General features: G+C 47.8%; 15 protein-coding genes. 12 read left to right on the plus strand and 3 right to left on the minus strand.

All coding sequences use genetic code 11. The features are described from left to right. Nucleotides 1-6: 6 nt before the first annotated feature. The 6 genes from MHI14_RS10225 (at nt 7) to spoVM (ending at nt 5,124) form a co-directional block, all read left to right on the plus strand. Nucleotides 7-783 (plus strand): Stp1/IreP family PP2C-type Ser/Thr phosphatase, encoded by a 777-nt coding sequence (locus MHI14_RS10225; protein ID WP_091028658.1) that lies wholly within the window; start codon nt 7-9, stop codon nt 781-783. Continuing rightward, nucleotides 780-2,990, plus strand: coding sequence for a Stk1 family PASTA domain-containing Ser/Thr kinase (gene pknB / locus MHI14_RS10230; RefSeq protein WP_133385479.1), 2,211 nt, complete (start codon nt 780-782; stop codon nt 2,988-2,990). Before MHI14_RS10225 ends, pknB begins: the two co-directional genes overlap by 4 nt. A 61-nt stretch (nt 2,991-3,051) precedes the next feature. Then, nucleotides 3,052-3,960: a ribosome small subunit-dependent GTPase A gene (gene rsgA, locus MHI14_RS10235; protein WP_017687455.1), complete on the plus strand. Its 909-nt coding sequence runs from the start codon at nt 3,052-3,054 to the stop codon at nt 3,958-3,960. 1 nt (nt 3,961) lies between these two features. Further along, complete coding sequence (gene rpe, locus MHI14_RS10240) at nt 3,962-4,621, plus strand: ribulose-phosphate 3-epimerase (RefSeq protein ID WP_017687456.1); 660 nt, start codon at nt 3,962-3,964, stop codon at nt 4,619-4,621. Between the two features lie 3 nt (nt 4,622-4,624). Next, nucleotides 4,625-4,876 carry a hypothetical protein gene (locus MHI14_RS10245; protein WP_091014322.1) on the plus strand — a complete coding sequence of 84 codons (252 nt, stop codon included), beginning with the start codon at nt 4,625-4,627 and terminating at the stop codon, nt 4,874-4,876. Nucleotides 4,877-5,043: 167 nt separating this feature from the next. Continuing rightward, nucleotides 5,044-5,124: a stage V sporulation protein SpoVM gene (spoVM, locus tag MHI14_RS10250; RefSeq protein ID WP_019424875.1), complete on the plus strand. Its 81-nt coding sequence runs from the start codon at nt 5,044-5,046 to the stop codon at nt 5,122-5,124. 194 nt (nt 5,125-5,318) lie between these two features. Here the strand turns inward: spoVM and rpmB are convergent, their stop codons facing one another. Beyond that, entirely contained in the window at nt 5,319-5,507 is a 189-nt protein-coding gene (rpmB, locus tag MHI14_RS10255) for a 50S ribosomal protein L28 (RefSeq protein WP_017687459.1), read from the minus strand. Nucleotides 5,508-5,908: 401 nt separating this feature from the next. Between rpmB and MHI14_RS10260 the strand changes: the two genes are divergently transcribed. The 6 genes from MHI14_RS10260 (at nt 5,909) to MHI14_RS10285 (ending at nt 16,381) form a co-directional block, all read left to right on the plus strand. After that, complete coding sequence (locus tag MHI14_RS10260; RefSeq protein ID WP_155985128.1) at nt 5,909-6,082, plus strand: hypothetical protein; 174 nt, start codon at nt 5,909-5,911, stop codon at nt 6,080-6,082. A gap of 62 nt (nt 6,083-6,144) precedes the next feature. Continuing rightward, nucleotides 6,145-7,956 carry a DAK2 domain-containing protein gene (locus MHI14_RS10265; RefSeq protein WP_133385478.1) on the plus strand — a complete coding sequence of 604 codons (1,812 nt, stop codon included), beginning with the start codon at nt 6,145-6,147 and terminating at the stop codon, nt 7,954-7,956. Nucleotides 7,957-7,984: 28 nt separating this feature from the next. Further along, complete coding sequence (locus tag MHI14_RS10270) at nt 7,985-8,848, plus strand: DegV family protein (protein ID WP_091028666.1); 864 nt, start codon at nt 7,985-7,987, stop codon at nt 8,846-8,848. A gap of 10 nt (nt 8,849-8,858) precedes the next feature. Then, complete coding sequence (gene recG, locus MHI14_RS10275; RefSeq protein ID WP_076250891.1) at nt 8,859-10,904, plus strand: ATP-dependent DNA helicase RecG; 2,046 nt, start codon at nt 8,859-8,861, stop codon at nt 10,902-10,904. Nucleotides 10,905-11,019: 115 nt separating this feature from the next. Further along, complete coding sequence (locus MHI14_RS10280; protein WP_036614589.1) at nt 11,020-11,307, plus strand: stage VI sporulation protein F; 288 nt, start codon at nt 11,020-11,022, stop codon at nt 11,305-11,307. Nucleotides 11,308-11,923: 616 nt separating this feature from the next. Then, entirely contained in the window at nt 11,924-16,381 is a 4,458-nt protein-coding gene (locus tag MHI14_RS10285; RefSeq protein WP_341130259.1) for a glycoside hydrolase family 3 C-terminal domain-containing protein, read from the plus strand. A 33-nt stretch (nt 16,382-16,414) separates the two neighbouring features. On the opposite strand, the gene MHI14_RS10290 is transcribed toward MHI14_RS10285, so the two are convergent. Together MHI14_RS10290 and MHI14_RS10295 are read right to left on the minus strand one after the other, a co-directional pair. After that, complete coding sequence (locus MHI14_RS10290) at nt 16,415-18,019, minus strand: response regulator transcription factor (protein WP_341130260.1); 1,605 nt, start codon at nt 18,017-18,019, stop codon at nt 16,415-16,417. Next, nucleotides 18,004-19,812, minus strand: coding sequence for a sensor histidine kinase (locus MHI14_RS10295; RefSeq protein WP_341130261.1), 1,809 nt, complete (start codon nt 19,810-19,812; stop codon nt 18,004-18,006). The genes MHI14_RS10290 and MHI14_RS10295 overlap by 16 nt, the downstream gene beginning before the upstream one ends. Between the last annotated feature and the right edge of the window lie 47 nt (nt 19,813-19,859).

Consider the following 19,859-nt stretch of genomic DNA (forward strand, 5'->3'; position numbering starts at 1 on the left):
AACGTTTTGATCAAAACAGTTCATGTGAGCCATATCGGACGAGTGCGTTCGGTGAATGAAGATTCAGCCTGGATTCGTAATCTCGATACAGGATATATTCTGGGTATTGTTGCCGATGGCATGGGTGGACATCTTGCAGGGGATACGGCAAGCCGCTTGGCAGTAGAGACGTTGGTACAAGATCTGGGAACTTTGGAACCAGGTCTGTCGCATGCGTCTCTGTCTGCAGCTCTCAGCGATGCTATTTTGCATGCCAACGAAGTTATCTTCCGCACGGCATCCACAGATGACAAGTATCACAACATGGGTACAACGGTGGTTGCGGCATTATTGAACGATACGGAAGGTGTTATTGGACACATCGGTGATAGCAGAGCCTACAAAATTGCGAACAAAGCTGTGATCCAGCTAACCGAGGACCATACACTGGTGAATGAATTGTTCAAAAATGGTCAGATTAGCAAAGAGGATGTGTCCCATCATCCACGTCGCAACGTGTTAACTCGTGCGCTTGGAACAGATGCCGAGGTGAAGGTAGATCTGGATACCGTCAAGTTGGAGGAAGGCGAAGTTCTTCTCCTGTGCAGCGATGGTCTCAGTAACCTGGTCAGTAATGAGCAGATTATTCAGGTTGCCGGCAATCTGGAACTGGCATTGGAAGATCGTGCAGACCGACTGCTCCAGTTGGCTTTACTTGCTGGGGGAGACGACAATATCACGGTTGCCTTGTTTGAGTTGCAGAGGGAAGGTTCCGTGGATACGGAAACGGGGTGTGAGTCATGATTGGGCACCAGCTAGGCGGACGCTATGAAGTGATTGAGCGTGTCGGCGGTGGCGGCATGGCTCTTGTGTACAAAGCACAGGATCTTCTGTTAAACCGGAATGTAGCGATTAAAGTCCTTAGACAACAGTTTGTGCATGACGAAGAGTTTATTCGCCGTTTCCGCAGGGAAGCACAATCGGCGGCATCACTGTCTCATCCGAATGTAGTTAGCATTTATGACGTGGGGCAGGAAGATGACGTTCATTATATTGTCATGGAGTACGTGGAAGGCAAAAACCTGAATGAAATTATTAAAGAACGTGCGCCGCTGCAAGTGGACGAATCTGTCCGAATCGCTTCCCAGATTGCAGATGCTCTTGATCATGCACATCATAATCAAATTATTCATCGGGATATCAAACCCCACAATATATTAATAGGCCGGAATGGCCGTGTGAAAGTAACGGATTTCGGGATTGCCCGTGCCGTTACATCTACAACGATTACGCAGACGGGTTCTGTAGTTGGTTCTGTACATTATTTCTCACCGGAACATGCCAAAGGCATCGTTACTGGTGAAAAATCGGACTTATATTCTCTTGGTATCGTACTTTACCAAATGCTTACCGGGCAACTTCCGTTTCTGGGTGAAAGTCCAATCAGTGTGGCATTGAAACATTTGCAGGAAGAGTTCGATGAACCACGCAAATTCAATCCATTGATTCCGCAAAGTGTGGAAAATGTCATCTTAAAATCCATGCGTAAAAATCCGCAGGAACGTTATCAGTCGGCCAAAGAAATGCAGACCGATCTGGAAACTTGCCTGATGCCGGAGAGACGTAATGAAACGAAGATTGATTTTCCGGATGAGGATGATATAGACCAGACTCGCGTTATGCCAGCCATCAAGCCTGAACCTCGCGGAGTTACATCGACGGGGGCAGTGCCTGTGATGGAGTCTGACGAAGAAACTGGCAAGGGTAAGACAAAATCGAAGAGCTGGAAGAAGCCAGCTCTACTCATTTCATTAACCGTTCTTATTCTAATCGCCATGGTGGGCGTTGTATGGTATGTCAAGGGTATGCTCGTTGTACCTGAAGTAACCGTACCTAACGTGATTACCCAGACGGAAGAAAAGGCTCGTGAAATGCTTGAGGAGAAAGGACTCGTCGTCAGTGATGAGGTCATCCGTATGTACCAGGAAGGTGTTGAACCGGGTATCGTCTATGACCAGAGCAGAAAAGAAGGCGATGTCGTCAAAGAAGGTTCGGAGGTCCAGATCAGTGTTGGTGCAGAAAAAGAACTGGTGAAGATGATTGATGTCAAACAAGTAACTTATGATGAGGCTGTCAAGAAGTTGACTGCGCTTGGCATTAAGGAAGATCAGATTCAGCGGAAAGATGACTTCTCCAATGATGTGGCTTCAGGTTCTGTTATTTCCCAGACACCGGGTGTGAATGAGGAATTTGATCCTGCGACAGTTCAGATTGAGTTAACCGTAAGTAAAGGTACTGAAACGGTCAAAATGCCTGATCTGAAAAATCTTACCCGCAGTGAAGCTGAAGAAAAACTTAAATCTGCTGGACTGGAACTTGCTCAGGTGCAGGAAGAACCAAGCTATACGATAGAAAAGGGCAAAGTGACGCAGCAATGGCCTGTGGAAGCGGGCACAGAGGTGAGTCCTGGTGATAAGATTACGATCTTTATCAGTACAGGGTATCCGCCTGAAGCGCTGCAATATCCTTTTAATATCAATGTGTCACCCAAAGAAGAGGGCAAAAACAGTAAAATTCGTATCACATATGAAGATGCACGCGGCAAGAATCAGGAATGGGGAACACGCACCGTGAACTCAACCCAGACCTTGACCATTCCACTTGTGCTCGCTCCAAATGAAAATGGGGCTGTGTCCGTATATCGTGATGGACAGTTCCTGGATACGTATCTTGTCTCCTACAGTGACGCCAAAAACGGAACAGTAAATGTACCTTCCATTGACCCGGAACAAAGCACTGAGACGCCGCCAGAAAATGAGCCTGATCCAGGTGAAGGTAGCGTTGATGAAGGCAGTGTTGATCCCAATCAGGAAGGTGAACCTGAGTCCACACCGGCAGACGGTGAAGGTGACAGTGTAGATGAGGACACTTCTGCCATGAATAATGGTAAGGGGCACGGTAAGGAAAAAGAGAAGAAAAAGGAAGTCATTAACGCATCAAGCCGTCCATAAGGGCGGCTTATGCTGGCGTCTGGAGTAAATGTACCACCATCTAAAGGAGGGCGACGGAGCTATGCCAGAAGGTATCATCGTTAAAGCGCTAAGCGGTTACTATTATGTCATGCCAGTGGAAGACAACGGGGTTCCTTCGGTTGAAGGTTCCGCCGTTCAATGTCGAGCCAGAGGTATCTTCAGAAAACGGGGAACATCACCGCTTGTAGGTGACCGCGTCAGCTACATGTTGACAGAGAACGGAGAAGGAACGGTAGATGAAATCCGGAAGCGTGAGACGGAACTTATCCGTCCTCCTGTAGCCAATGTAAGTTTGGCTGTTCTCGTGTTCTCTGTGAAGGAACCGGATATGAACCTGAACCTGTTGGACAAGTTCCTTGTTCACATCGAGCAGGCGGGGCTGGATGCACTCATTGTGTTGACCAAACTGGATTTGGCTGATCCAGCCAAAGACACTGTTGCTGAAGTGAAAGCATTGTATGAACAGGTTGGTTATGAAGTGATCTCCACAAGTTCACGTACCGGTGAAGGCAGTGAACTGCTCAGAGACCGTCTGGCTGGTAAGATCAGCGTATTCTCCGGACAATCCGGTGTAGGCAAGTCTTCGATGTTAAATGCATTGATGCCGGGCCTGACGCTGGAGACAAATGCGATCAGCATGCGTCTAGGACGAGGGAAACACACCACCAGGCACGTGGAGCTTATTCCGTTGGATAATGGTGGATTTGTTGCGGATACGCCAGGATTCAGCCAACTGGACTTTTTGGAGATCGGTGTGGAGGAACTCTCCACTTGTTTCCGGGAATTCGCCCAGTTTGCAGATCAGTGCAAATTCCGAGGTTGTACCCATACACATGAACCAGGCTGTCGTGTGCTTGCGGCCAAGGAGGAAGGTCTGATCTCCGAAAGCCGATATCAGCACTATGTGCTGTTCCTGACCGAAATGAAAGATAAGAAGCGGAGGTATTAACATGATTAAAATTGCCCCATCGATATTATCAGCTGATTTTGCCCGCCTTGGTGCGGAAGTTGCAGAAGCTCAAGCTGCAGGAGGAGACTGGATTCATGTTGACGTTATGGACGGTCATTTCGTCCCTAATATTACGCTTGGACCTGCGATTGTGAAGGCAATCGCTCCACATACAAGCTTGCCGCTCGATGTGCATTTGATGATTGAGAATCCGGAGCGTTATGTTGAGGAATTTGCCAAAGCGGGTGCAGCGGTAATTACCGTTCATGCTGAGGCTTGTGTGCATCTGCACCGGGTTATTCACCTTATCAAGGAGCAGGGTGTGAAGGCAGGAGTTGCCCTTAATCCGGGAACGCCAGCGTCTGCCATTCTCGAAGTGCTGGATGATGTGGACATGGTTCTTGTTATGACGGTCAATCCTGGCTTTGGCGGACAGGCATTTATCTCGGGTACCATGAACAAAATCAAGCAGATTCGTACCTGGTTGAACGAAAAGGGACGCCATGATGTACATATCGAAGTAGATGGCGGAATTGCAGCCGATACAGCCCCGCTTGTGGTGGAAGCTGGAGCAGATGTGCTCGTTGCCGGGAGTGCCGTATTTGGCCGTGAGGATCGTGCTGCCGCGATTACTGAAATTCGCCGTAGCTACGGAGGCTGATCTATGACCCTTAAGGAGACACTGTGGACGATGGCTGCGAGTCTCGTGACGGGACTTGTGCTTGCTTTGTTTGCGGTTATTCAATCCCCGTTTAATGCCATTACGTCATTAATCGGGGTGGGCGTTGTTATTATGTATTTCCGCAAATTTGATCGTACCGGACATCGGGTTACTTTTGTTATATTCAGCATACTGTATTATGTACTGAGTGTTTTCATGATCGCTGTCTATCAATATATTCCTGCCCAAACGTAAATGACCTGATCTTCGGGCTTGTCATTGTGGAATAGGGATCGAAGGTTCCGCATAAATATGGTTACATGAGCAGGTTTCTCATGTAGCCTTTTTTGTCGTGTTTGAGGTAAAGAAGGCCTGAAGCATAGGATACGGCGGACGCATGAGCATGATGGGGAGGGTGAATTATGAAATTTTACACATTCAAACTGCCGAAGTTTTTGGGAGGGTTTGTAAAGGCGATTCTTAATACGTTTCAAAAGAACTGATCCGATTGATAAGGTAACAGGGAATACCGCCGCTTTGGCTCAGGCTTATCTGGAATTCGTACCTGCGAAGCGCCATGCGGCGGCCATTCACATGTTAATGAGCGTATTCAAGAATCCCTTTTTTGAATACCAAAAAAGCACCTGCAAGGAACAAGGTGCTTTTTGCTTACCCGATTTATAGTAGCTTTGCGTGATTATACGCGAGTCACTTTACCGGCTTTCAGTGCACGGGTGCTTACGTATACACGTTTTGGTTTGCCGTCAACGAGAATGCGGACCTTCTGAACGTTTACGCCCCAAGTACGACGGTTACGGTTGTTAGCGTGGGATACGTGGTTACCGGTGCCCGGTTTCTTACCTGTCACATAACATTTGCGAGACATAGATTACACCTCCTATCCTAAAATAACCAGTTGCCTTCAGAAACGAAAAGTCATTCCATAAGGGCTAAATTGTTCTTCCCGATCATAAAGATCAGGTTTCAGTAGCTAATGGCGTTGTTTAAGCCGGCATGAACCGGATCATTTCCATTACTTAACCTGCATAAAACAATACTTGAATATAATATCATAATTAAAAAAGCTTCGTCAACTGATCCAAAAACTTTATTTATTTCTCCTGTCTAATATAGTACAATGTTGAGTAGTCCATAATACAGTGGTGAACAGGCTGTTGCCGCGAGGAAGTCGGAGAATAAACCGTACTTAGAGGTCGGTGGTCTGCTTTTTGGCAACGCTGTGAGCTGCGGCATTCCATCATTGGCACCAGTCTCCATGCGGCATTCATGCCGGCTCTTGATACCGGTGCATATCCGTATGCCCCGAAGTTAGGGGTGCAGAGAGTGCAGGATATTGGTAGCCCGGCCGCCCAGACCGTTAATCCGGCTGACATGTTGTATTGTATGCCTGTGCCGGACAAGGTATGGACGAAGAATAACGCAGTCCGCGTTAGCGCATGAACAGACCAGACACATCTTGGTGCAAGGTGTTCGTGTATCAAGCTAGGAAGGGGAATTCTCACTTGAGTATACGTTCTTTAAATGGAACAGATTTCACCGCAATGGTACTTGCCGGAGCGGAACAACTTGGACAGCATGCAGAGCACGTCAATTCCCTGAATGTTTTCCCTGTGCCGGATGGTGACACGGGAACGAACATGAATTTGACAATGAGTGCAGGAGTTGCAGAGATTAAAAGAAAAAGTTCTGCCTCCATCGGCGAAGCTGCCGGTATTCTATCGAAAGGCCTGCTTATGGGCGCACGGGGGAATTCAGGAGTTATTCTGTCGCAATTGTTCCGTGGGTTTAGTCGTTCAGCTGCTCCCTATGAGGAACTGAATACGCTCCAATTTGCAGCAGCCCTGCAGAACGGTGTTGACGCAGCTTACAAAGCAGTCGTAAAGCCCGTTGAAGGGACCATTCTTACCGTAGCCAAGGAAGCGGCGAAACATGCCAACTACTACGCAAGACGGACGAATGATATTACTGAATTAATGAATGAAGTTTTGTTAAAAGCAAAAGAAGCACTGGCAATGACTCCGGAATTACTGCCTGTACTGAAACAGGTTGGTGTTGTGGATTCAGGTGGTCAGGGGCTTGTATATATCTACGAGGGCTTTATGGAAGTATTGCTGCAAAGTGACGGAGTAAGTCGTACTTCGCTGAACAAAGAAGTAAACCCCTCCGTGGGAGCATCTGCTTTGAAACCGGCTGCACCGGCAGAAGTGGATATCAAGAAGCCTGCACAGCAGCAGGTGATTGCGCCGGAGATGCCATTATCTGCTCAGGCGAGATTGGAAACGGAAGATATTGAATTCCTGTATGATATGGAATTCTTCATTAATCGTGAGCTTGGAGAGAACGCAGGAGTGGCATTCGATGACGAAGCATTCCGGAAAGCGTTGTCAGTTAATGGGGATTCGATCATTATCATTGCCGATGATGAAGTCATCAAAGTTCATGTCCATTCCAAGACACCAGGCGATGTATTAAACCTGGCGCTGCATTATGGTGAGATTACACAGATTCATATTCTCAATATGCGTGAACAGCACCGGGATCTCCTGACAGCAGGCATGGACATTGCTCCATCACCTGAATTGTTTGCAGAGATTCCACCTGAGGCAGCGCGCAGTATGGAAGAGGCTGTGCTTCCAGCAGATGAGATGGCACCGTATGGTTTTATTGCGGTATCCTCCGGTGACGGTATTGCAGAGATTTTCCAGAGTCTTGGCGTTGATGTAGTTCTGTCCGGTGGACAGACGATGAATCCGAGTACTGAGGATTTTGTAAAAGCCGTTCGTTCCATTGCTGCGGAGCAGGTATTTATACTCCCGAATAACTCGAATATTGTACTGGCTGCGGAGCAGGCTCGTGAACTGCTTGAAGATGAGCGCCGGATTACGGTTATACCAAGTAAGACCATTCCACAGGGGATGGCTGCTGCCTTTGCTTTCCAGGAAGATGAGTCTGCGGAAACAAACCGTGACCAAATGTTGGAAGCCATTAGCCGGGTACAGTCCGGTCAAGTGACTCATGCGGTTCGTGATACGCAATATGATGAATTGGATATTAAGGCGGGGCACTATATCGGTATTCATAACTCCAAAATTGTAGCGACAGATGAAACCATGCTTCAAGCATGTGAAGGTCTGCTCAAACAGATGATGGAGAGTGGAGATGAAGTGGTGACGATCCTTGAAGGGGACGAAGCTGACCCTGAGGTTACTGCTGCCCTCGCTGCATGGCTTGAAGTACAGTATCCTGATGCTGAGGTAGAGGTACATCTTGGAGGACAGCCGGTGTATTATTATTTGTTCTCCGTAGAGTCCTAATAGCACTCTAGCGAAGAGGAGGAGAGTCATGAGCCACAAGGTTGCGATAGTAACAGACAGTACGGCGGATATTCCCGAAGAACTCATTCGCAAATACGGGATTCACATTGTTCCGCTGCGTGTACTGTTCGGAGAAGAGACCTATGCAGATGGTATTGATCTGACTTCGGAACAGTTCTACGAAAAGTTGAAGAAAGTATCTGTGTTGCCTACAACTTCACAGCCATCTCCAACCGATTTCATGAATGTATATCAAGCTTTGCTTGATGAGAACCCGGAACGCCCGATTGTATCGATCCACCTGTCATCTGGCATGAGTGGTACCTACCAATCGGCCATGCTTGGCAAGTCTTTGCTGGAGCGTGAGGGTGACATCACCGTGCTGGATTCGAAGTCAGCATCGTATGGATACGGTCTAATGGTAGTACAGGCTGCTGAACTTGCCGAACAGGGCAAGTCAGCAGTCGAAATCACTGCTGCCATTGAAGGGATGCAACAATCTCGCAAATTGTTCTTTCTCGTGGATACCCTTGAGTATCTGCAAAAGGGCGGTCGGATTGGCAAAGCTTCAGCCATCTTGGGAACGTTGCTTAACATTAAGCCGATCCTGTCTATTGATGAAGAAGGCGTTATCTACGCAGTTGAGAAAGTCAGAGGTCATAAAAAAGCAATGGCACGCATTATTGAGCTGTTCCAGAAGGATCTTGCAGGCAAACGGGTTAACCTGGCGGTAGGTCATACCGCTGACCCGGGATCAGCGATCGCTTGTGCAGAGCAGCTGCGGGGTCATTTTACACTGAACGAAGTGATCTATACCAATATTGGAGCCGTAATAGGCAGTCATGTTGGACCTGGTGTCATTGCGATCTTTATGTGGCCTGTTCCGGAATGAGGGATTAGACATGAAATTGGAAGAAATATCAGTTAAGCAAATTAACGGCGTGAGTGCTCTCAAAGAGGGAGAGCTTCACGCCTTTGGCATCTCTACTGTTAAAGACCTGCTTGAATATTATCCGTTCCGTTACGAGGATTATCGTCTGCGTTCACTTAGTGAAGTGAAGGATGGGGACAAGATTACGGTCCAGGGACAGGTGATGGGTATTCCTGTATTACAACGATACGGTAAAAAGTCCCGTCTCACCTGTAAGATCATGACGGAAGAGTGGATGATTACAGCCACCTGGTTCAATCGCCATTTCCTCAAAGAACAACTTACCCCCAATCGGGAGATTGTGATTACGGGCAAATGGGAACAAAAACGCATGCAGATGACAGTTACTGACTCGGAGTTCCCCGATAAAGGCGATGGGCGTTCAGGCACACTGCAACCTGTATATTCGGTAACCGGCAAGTTGACGCAACAATGGATGCGGAAAACGATCAATCAGGGACTAATCCAATTCGGAGATATGATTCCTGAGATTCTGCCTCAGTCCTTGATGAAGAAATACAGCTTGATGCCTCGTAAACAAGCGATTGCTGGAATCCACCGTCCACAGGACAACCGGGAAGGTCAGCAGGCCAGACAGCGGATGGTGTACGAGGAGCTGTTTCTGTTCCAGTTGAAAATGCAGGCGTATCGTGCGCTCAACCGAAATCGCATGGATGGTGTGGTACATACAACGGACAATACGACGATCCGTGAGTTTGTACGCAGTTTACCTTTTGAATTAACAGATGCTCAGAAAAAGGTGGAGCTTGAAATTCTGCATGATATGCGTTCGCCCTATGCAATGAATCGGTTATTGCAGGGTGATGTAGGATCGGGTAAAACGGTTATTGCGGCAATTGCACTATACACGACTGTTCGATCCGGTTTCCAAGGGGCTCTGATGGTGCCTACGGAGATTCTGGCGGAGCAGCATATGCGCTCACTGCAAAAGCTGTTTGAACCGTTTGGGGTAACCGTAGGGCTGTTAACGGGCAGTGTAAATGGGCGTAAACGTAAAGATCTGATCGCCTCGTTGCAAATGGGCATGATTGATATCGTGGTAGGTACACACGCCCTGATTCAGGAAGATGTTTTCTTCCGTGATCTGGGTCTTGTGGTGACGGACGAGCAGCATCGCTTCGGGGTGAATCAGCGCAGCGTTTTACGACGCAAAGGATATAACCCGGATGTGTTAACGATGACGGCAACGCCAATTCCACGGACTCTTGCCATTACCGCTTTTGGGGATATTGAGGTATCCACGATCTCGGAACGTCCGAAAGGACGGATTCCGATCTCTACGTATTGGGTTAAGCACGATATGATGGAGCGGGTGCTCGGGTTTATCTCCAGAGAAGTGGATCAGGGCCGTCAGGCCTATCTAATCTGTCCACTCATTGAAGAGTCGGAGAAGCTGGATGTGCAGAATGCCATTGATCTGCATGTGCAGATGCAGCAGAACTTTCCGAAATATCGTGTAGGGCTGTTGCATGGCCGGATGACGGCTGCGGAGAAAGAAGAGATGATGCGCGACTTCTACAGCAATGATATTCAGTTGCTTGTCTCCACCACCGTTGTCGAGGTTGGGGTCGATGTGCCAAATGCAACGTTGATGGTCATTATGGACGCGGACCGCTTCGGTCTCTCCCAGCTGCATCAGCTTCGTGGTCGGGTCGGTCGTGGTGCACATGCTTCCTATTGTGTACTCATTGCTGATCCCAAGACGGAGGTTGGACAAGAACGTATGAAGGTCATGACGGAAACGGAGGATGGATTCGAGGTATCCCGGCGGGACCTGGATCTCCGGGGTCCGGGTGACTTCTTTGGTACCAAACAGAGCGGACTACCCGAGTTCCGTCTTGCCGATATGGTTGCTGATTTTGCTGTGCTGGAACAGGCCAGAGATGACGTGACCCACTTAATTGAGGATGCGACCTTCTGGACCTCTATGGACTATGCACCTCTGCGTGATTTCCTACAGCAACAGCAAGTATTCAAGGGTGATCTGATTGACTAATGTTTGCCATGATAGCGGTTTTTGCGTATTAACTTTGTAAAAAAAGACAAGTGTACAAGCCCTCCCGACATATGAATAAGAAGTGAGTTCATTCTTTTGGGAGGTGCTATACGTTTTGGGTTATCAACAATATGGAATTAGTCCGCAGCTGGTGGAGCGGATCAAATTAAAGATGAAAAATCCCGCTGTCAAAGAGCGTATCAAAAAGTTGATTGATGGCGTGACCAAGTCTGATCTGCAAGATAAGGCCAAGGTCAGAAGGTTGGTCAAGTCTTCAGCTGTTATTATGAATGAGAATTTCTCTCCGGCGCAGGAGGAGCAGTTTGTTGCGTTTGTACTCGCGCAGAAGATTGATCCGAACAATACGTTTCATTTGATTAAGCTGTGGGGGATGTTTAGGTAGGGATTCTATGTCATGTTGGGTGGGGTAAAATGAACTACAGGGTGTTACACATGGCCACTACGAGTGCAGTACCATCTTTCGATCGCTGTTATCCCCGGATTTTTTTGAATCACCCTTTGAAAGGGTAAAATCCGGGGATAAAGGCGAGCGCTTCGCTTCTCCAGATTGGTTCTGCACTCTTCGTTACTGTGTAGCTGGAGTTCATTTTATAAAAAACCAAATTACATCGAATGTTTATGAAGTAATTTTAGTGGGTGGGGCGTTCCATAAGTCAGGAAGATGACTTATGGAACGCCTTTTTGATTGTTATAACTAGAGACAAGCCTTGTGACATTACTCGGTTGAATATTCGTTGAAGTTATCGAACCTAGCTTGTGTTACCGCAGAAACAAAGTTTTCAATGAGTTGTTATGTTGGTTGAATCGAGCATCTTAGTAAAGTGATTGATGGAGTATGAGGCTTATATTTAATATAAATCCAAATTTATCCTTTAACGATACATAACCGTAATATCTAAAAATACTGTACCTCAACCCATAAACAAAATGTACCATTCCTCCAACTATAATGAGTGAGTACCAAATTGTAAGCGATTACAAATAAAGGAGGGGTAACATTGACTTTGACTAGAGGTTTCAAGCAGAAGATTAGCGGCAAAGTGATTGCGGTCATCACCGTGGTCAGTCTGACATGGGGGTCCTGGGGAGCCACGCCACTATCAGCATCTACGACAAGTACGTTAAAGTTCCAAACTCAGCAGGGAGGTGTCTTTGACGGGATGCCATTATTCGATGGCGTGCCAGAGCATCTGGATGCATACGTAGACACCTATTTCGAATACACTGGCCTCGAAGGCCCAGCCGTTTATGTGACGGGTTCGCGAAACCATTACACATTGAAGCAGGGGAAACATGCAGGCAAGGTCATTCCGGGAGCGTTATCCGCTGCAGATAATGTTCAGGGTGTCTCGACCGATTTTCCTGCTCTGATCGGCATGGGACAGAGCTGGAACAAAGAACTTTTGTCCGATATCGGTGAAGTGATGGGGAACGAGAAAATCAGCAAATTAAAGGTCAAGCAAGGCGAATCCAACATTCATGGGGGCAACGATCCTTCCCTCAGCGTGGCGTTCAGTGTGGTCAGTGATATGCGTATCAATCCGCTTAGCGGTCGTTTCGATGAAGGGTTCTCTGAAGATCCCAATATGGCCGGAGTCTTGATCGACAAGATGGCTTCGGGTCTTAGCGGAATTGATCAGTCCACCAGCGAAGATGGATTCTGGATGAGGGCAGCGGTGGGGACAAAGCATTACTCCGTATATAACGCGCAGTGGTTCAGGCAGACAGCGAATAACAGTGCAAGCGCGCGTTCTTTGTTTGAGTACCAAACCAGAGCCGCGCTCCCTGGATTTGAATCAGGTGCGCTGGCGGGCACAATGACATCTTATGGCCGGACTAACGGCATTCCAAACATCCTTTCCCCGTTACAATTATTGGCCAATTTGGACGCGAAATATGGTGTATACAGCTCGCCTGATTTCAATGGAGATGCAATTGTATCCAACGCGAACCAACTCGGAAATGGATATGACGACCGCTATGCCGTGGACCGCGGTCATGCAACCGTTCTCATGGCGCTTGCTCAGGCGAATGCGGGTCGGCCGTCAGGGACGACACCTGCGGATGTGACCGATCTCGTGGCGCTCGTAGAGCAAGGGGAATATGGAATTACCGAGGAAGAACTTATAGAAGCAGCCAGACCACATGTAAACCAGCTGGTACGTTTGGGGATTTTCAATGAAACTGATGAGCAGGGCATACCGAAAAACTACCCTTTTGCCCAGGAAGCAAGAGACGTCAGGACGTCTCCGCCTTCCGATTATAACCAAGTGAACCATCAGGAAATAGCACTTCAAGCGGCACAGGAGAGCGTTGTTTTGTTGAAAAATGACGGCACACTTCCGCTGGAAAAAGGAAATGACGCTGCTGTTTCTGGGGTGTATGCCGACGCACGCTTCAAGACAACGTATTCAGTTGGCACGACACCTGCGCTGGAAAACTCCGGTGAATCTCCACTGCTCTCAATCATTAAAATGAATGGTAGCAGTAACGTAAACTATGCCACAGGAAATGAAGTCATTGCACTAACCTCTAAAGCGAATCAACAAACGGTCACGGCAGACGTGTACAGCCCGAATGCTGGTATGGAAGGAGCGCAGCTCATCACAACTTCGGATGCCCCAGATGAGGCCAGTTTCTCCCACTTGTTCCGAGTTTACGATTGGGGTCAGGCGGGTTCAAGTTTATTGTCGCTGTATAACCAGCGTTGGGTGACTTCCCCTGCGACAAATCATGCCGCAGTTGGCAATACGGATCGTACCAGCCTCAATCTGACGAAAAATGATTGGAACCTTCCTGAGATGATGGGTGATACGAGTGCCATACCCCCAACATTACGAATGGAAACGAACGAGGATGGCTCAATGTCTATTGTTACCAATGGGTACCGTACCGGATTCTCTGGTGACTTTACCAACTGGTATTATGCCAACGGACGTTTTATCAAGGTAGATGATGCTGGTAAGCTCGTGACTACATCATCTCCACTGGGAAGCAAGGATAATGCTGCGAATCGCCCGGACGGGGTGAAGTTTGAGAAGGCCGTGGTGAAGAACGTGGGCGAAGAGGCGGTAGCAAGAGCCACGGAAGACGATTACGCCATCGTCTTTGTCGGAGCAATTCCACGACATAGTGCAGGAGAAGGTAACGACCGGTCTACCCTCGATATGGGCGAGGCAGATTATGAACTGGTCGACAAAGTATCTGCTGCCTTTGCAACCCAGGGCAAGAAAACCGTTGTCGTGGTTAAATCGAGCTTCCCTGTAAACATGGAGCGCATTCAGAACAACCCTAACGTCTCGGCGATCGTTTACCAGCCATATGGCGGTCAATACGATTCGTATGCTCTGGCCCAGGTATTGTACGGAGATTACGCGCCGACAGGCCGCCTGACGTCCACATGGTATGCAGGCATGGATGCATTCCCTTCCATTAGTCCATATGTTATACCAGAAGGTAACATTACTGGCCTTGACGACATCGACCCCCGATTTATGGTTGATATGACGAATGCAGACCCCATTGAATCTGAGTTGACTTATATGTATACAGATGCCACGGTGACCTATCCGTTTGGTTACGGGTTATCATATGCTGATTTTACGTACGATTCCCTGACCGTACCGTCTTCTGTAACGGGAGATGAACCATTCACGGTGTCGGTCCGCGTAACCAATACAGGAGATGTGGCCACTTCCGAGGTCGTGCAGCTGTACGCCCGTAACAGCAACTCTGCATACGGCGAACATGCACCTAAAAAGAAGCTGGTTTCATTTGAGAAGATCCATCTCACTCCGGGTGAAACAAAAGAAGTCCTGTTGCAGGTCGATCCACAAACGCTGGCATTATGGGATGTGAATCAGAGCGAATGGATCGTTGAACAGGGCAGTTATGAATTCATGATCGGAACCTCAGCTGGTGATGCAGACGTGCAAGTATCGAAGGCATTAAGCATTGGTGGGAAGTCGGTTTCGACCTTACCCCTTACCCAGCCTATAAATGTATTTGATCATGCGTTTGCTTCGAACGAGGTCGTTTACCACGAAGTATCCAAGGAACGCACGGCAGCCCAATTAAAAGCCAAAGCGATTGTTGGAGGTTATTATGCAGTTCGGTCCAAACAAAATGGATCGTGGATCGCGTTGCCTAAGGCTGACTTGACAGGTGCGCAGAAGGTGAAGGCAACTGTCGCATCTAATGTGCAGGGTGGCACGATCTCGTTGCATGCGGATGCGCTCGATACTGCACCGCTTGCTGTATGGAACGTACCGGTGACAGAACCTGACTCCTACAAGATTAGCAATGCTAACGTAACGGTCAAGGAATTAGGGTACGTTGACGTAGAGGCGGATATTTCTGCTGCCGTGAGCGGCGTACATGATCTGTATCTGGTGTTTCATGAACCGGATCTTCGGATTGACAGTTTGTCATTTACGTTGAAAGAGCTGGGAACAAATCCAGGAAGTCCAGGCACAAATCCAGGAACAAATCCAGATTCGCCAAGCACGCCTGGATCAGGTAGTGTTGGAACTCCTGTTAAGCCACCAGCATCCGGGTCCGAGACTGAAGGCGAAACGGATTCGGAGGGCAATGTTTCTGCTGTCGTGACCGTGCAAACGGGGGATGTTGCTGATCAAGCTAAGGTAGCAAGTATCCGTTCATCTGGCATCCGGGTTATCGGCGATCCATGGAATGTATCCATCAAAGATAAGCAGAACACGTATGTCATTGCAGCGCTGCCTGTTAACGATGTCGTAGCTGCAAACTCCACAACAATCGCATACGTTGGGAAAGGAGGACAACTTACGCCGGTGCCTGGCGTGTTGACCAAAGACACAAACGGAAACAAGGTATGGAAAGTACTGTTAAACCAAGGAGGCACGTACGTTGCGATTCACTCGCTCTGCGAATTTGTTGATGTTAAGCCTTCAGCTTGGTATGCCAAAGATATTGCCAAAGCCAACAGCTTGCTGTTGATCAATGGCGTATCGGAACGCCGCATGCAACCCCAAGGAACGACAACATCGGCCCAAACGTTGATGGCTGCCTTGAATGCGTTAGGAATTGAACCGATGGGAGCGGCAGCAAACGAGAAATGGTTTGATCCGATTTTACGAGCCTCCAAGGAATATGGCCTGATGGAAGAAGGGCAGTACCTGCCAAATGCCCCAATGTCACGTGAGGACATGGCAATGGTGCTCGTTCGTGCGCTGAACTTGTCTGGGGTGGATACGAAACTGCCGGAAGCAGAGGTTGAATCATGGCTGGAAGATTTTAAGGATCAGGCCCAGCTGACACCAAATAACCGGGCAGTCATGGCAACGGCCATTCAGCTTGGTATATTCCAAGGTACGCCGGATAAACTGTTACAACCACAGAGCACCCTTACACGGGCACAACTTGCAACTGTTATTGTCCGTGTGCATGAGCGGATAATAGAACGGCTGGATCACTAAGAACCAGAACAACGAAAATAAGGAACTGGGCCATCATGCATGGCCTGGTTCCTTGTTATTTGCGGTGAAGGATTTGTGTTGCTTTCGGTATTCCTCCGGAGTCCAACCGGTCAATTTTTTAAACACCCGAAAAAAATATTTTGGATTGTCGTAACCTAGCTGTTTGGCAACCCGGTAGATTTTATCGTCTGTGCTCGTTAAGAGCTGCTTGGCTTGCCTGATCCGTAGTCGGTTTACGTAATCAGTGAAGTTCTCGGATGTCTTTTCTTTAAATAAATGACTGAGGTAACTCGGGTTCAGGTAGAACAGGGACGATACCCATTCCAACGTTAAATCCTTGGTATAGTGATTATCGATATATGTCCTGACGTTGTCGATCACTTGATCTGATGCGTAGGGGTTGTCTTCCTTAAGCAGAAGAGCTGTTCCCGTCAGCACCTTTACCATGTAATGCCTAATGCACTCCATATCGAACGAGACGTTCAGGACGGCCTCCAAGCTGGAAGAGGCGCTACTGTTACCTCCATTCTGGATATAGTTACTCAGCAGCCGTTTGGTTTCCGTGATAATGTCTCTGCACTGCTCCTTCAGGTGGGCAAGCAAAGCGTCAGGCTGGCGTATGTAGAAAGCAAAGAAATCGGTGATGAGCTCTTCCACCTTCGGTACATTCCCGCTCTCTATAAAAAATAACAGTTCATACATTCGAGCCCACTTCAGTTGATGTAAAGGAATTTGCTCCCGTGAAAATACGTAACATTTTCCAAAATCGGTAATGGCTCGTTCGTCCAACGCAAGGATCGTTTGATGATGAGCTTCTCGGACCCCACCAATGCCTGTATGAGGCAAGCTGATCCCCACACAACAATCCGTAGTTTCAGATTTGGTCAAAATTATACTTGCTGTTTGTTCCGCCATTTTCTGCAAATCAAGCTGGCCTGAGCAACCCAGATCATGCATCAGGAAAAACAATAGCTGATCCGTTTGTGGATGAGGAATGTACAGGCCATTCGAAAAGGTAGGCAGTTGCTGTGCTGTAAGCGGTTGAGGACCATAAATCGTCAAGAAAATGAACTGGTCAGAAGCCATGATGGCGGCAAATTCCGCAGAGCGGAACACAGGTGTTTTGATGGATGAATGGGGAGCCAGCACATAATTCAGGAAGGCTTGCATGTCTGCATCCCTTTTCATCTGCTCCGTTTCTACTTCTCTTAGAACGACTTCCCGCTGAAGAGAGCGCTCCTGTTCGATGGCTTGGATGGCTTGGTGAAGAGTACCGTGAATCTCGTCCCGGCTAAAAGGCTTCAGCAGGTAATTTACAACTTTCGCAGAGATTGCCTCCTGCATATAATCAAAATCGGTATGTCCGCTAATGACAATTAACTTGATGCGCGGATATTGCTGGCATACTGTCCTGATCAACAGCTTGCCGTCGACCTCAGGCATGCGCATGTCCGTAAAGATAATGTCCGGCTTGAACGATTCAATCAAAGCTAGGGCATCTGCTCCGTTATCTGCTTCGCCTAAGAGTTCAAGCGAGTGCTCAAAAGTCCCGATTTTTTTCAACAAACCTTTGCGGATCAAGGGTTCATCGTCCACAACGATATACGTGTACATCTCTTTGGTCACCTCTTTTCCCAATTGGACGGAATTTCGAGTGTAATTCGAGTTCCTGTATTCAAATCGGTATGAAACGAAAGGCCATAACCCTCTCCGTAATACAAAGCAATTCGTGAATGCACGTTTTTGATGCCGATGCTTTGTTTATGCCTTTGACCAACGGCGACGAATTCAGGTGGCTGCTGGAGCAATTGTCGAAGTTCTTCCGCTTGTGTTGAGGACATGCCCACGCCATCGTCCCAGATCTCGAACACGATGCTGTCCCCCTGAAACAAACCGGTAATGGTAACGGAACCCTTCCCACGTTTGTTCTCCAACCCGTGATAGATGGCATTTTCCACGAGTGGTTGCAACAGAAGTTTCAGCATGCGACGACTCCGAATTTCCGGGTCTACATTAAGGTTGAACGCGAACTTGTCACCATACCGAATCTGCTGGATGGCCATGTAGTTTTCTACATGTTGAAGTTCTTCGCTGACCGGGACCAGCTCGCTATCCGTTTTGATGCTGTAGCGGAACATGTCCCCGAGTGACTTGGTCATCACCACAATACTCTCAACTTCTTCGATCTCGGCAATGCTATTAATCGACTCCAGCGTATTGTAGAGGAAATGGGAGTTGATCTGTGCTTCCAATGCCTTCATCTGGGAGTCCAGCATGAGGATTTTATTCTGGTAACTTTCTCGGATATGCGTATCGATGTCTTTCATCATTTTGTTGAACTCATGGTAAAGTATTCCAATCTCGTCGACTTGCCTTGTTACTTGAGGCTTGATGGTCACAAAACGATGAGATTTGGTTTTGCGCATCAGTTTGGTCAATTCGATGATGGGTTTGGTGATCAGGTTGGACAAGAAAAAGGAAAGTAGAAGGAAAATGACGGAACAGCTTACGGCCACGTATAACAGCAACTTTTGTGAGATGTTGTACTCCTCATAGAGCCGATCCATAGAGATGTTGGCAATCACGTTCCAATTGCGACCGGGAACTTTCTGGATTACCGTCATCATGTTATCTTGGATTGATTTGTACTGTGAACTGTTGCCGACTTGATGCGTTGCCGCAGCCAGAGTATCGGAGAGAGGAGTGCCAACTCTACTTCCGTCGCTGGAGTACAGGATCTCGCCAGCGTCGTTCGCCAGATATAGATTGGACAAGCTTGGTGCCGGATTACGTTTTAGACCGTCAAAAATGTTCATACTGCAATCCAGCATAAACACGCCTAGGAACTCGTTGTTGTTGGGATCGTAGAGAGCTCTGGAGAAGCCAATGGATTCCTTGGCGTTAATGATGTAAGGTTTGACGCCTACTTCACCAATATACATATCGCCTTTTCGCTGGATCGTATCCAGATACCACTCATCGCGAAGTGCGACATAATCGAGGCGTAGGTCTGTGCCGCTACTGCCATAGCTTATCCATTTCCCATCAGGTGTGAAAAGGTACAAACCATTGATGTAATTGTAACCAAGCAGAATGTTTTCAAAGATCAGTTTCAATTTGCTGCGGATCATGAAGATTTCATATTGATCGTTGGTACCGTTCAACTTGATTAGTTCATCACTCACAGTGCTGTAAGCGGTTGCATTGGAAGACTGCTGAAGGAGTGTGACGGAGATCCGGTCGATGTTCTGCAAAATTTCCTCCATGCTCTTGACCGAATTGCCTATAGTTGTCGACGTCACGAGAGAGGTCTGCTCATTCACCAGCTTCGTGTAACTGCGATAGGAACTGACAGAAACAACGATAATTGGCACGATCGATACAAGGACGAGGACCAGAAAAAGTTTAGTTTTGATGTTGAACAGAATCATACGTGCTCCTCCCGCCATTTGTCAATTCTAAAAATAGTGCACCATAC

The organism is Paenibacillus sp. FSL K6-2393, from assembly GCF_038002545.1.
In the GTDB taxonomy this organism is placed as follows: domain Bacteria; phylum Bacillota; class Bacilli; order Paenibacillales; family Paenibacillaceae; genus Paenibacillus.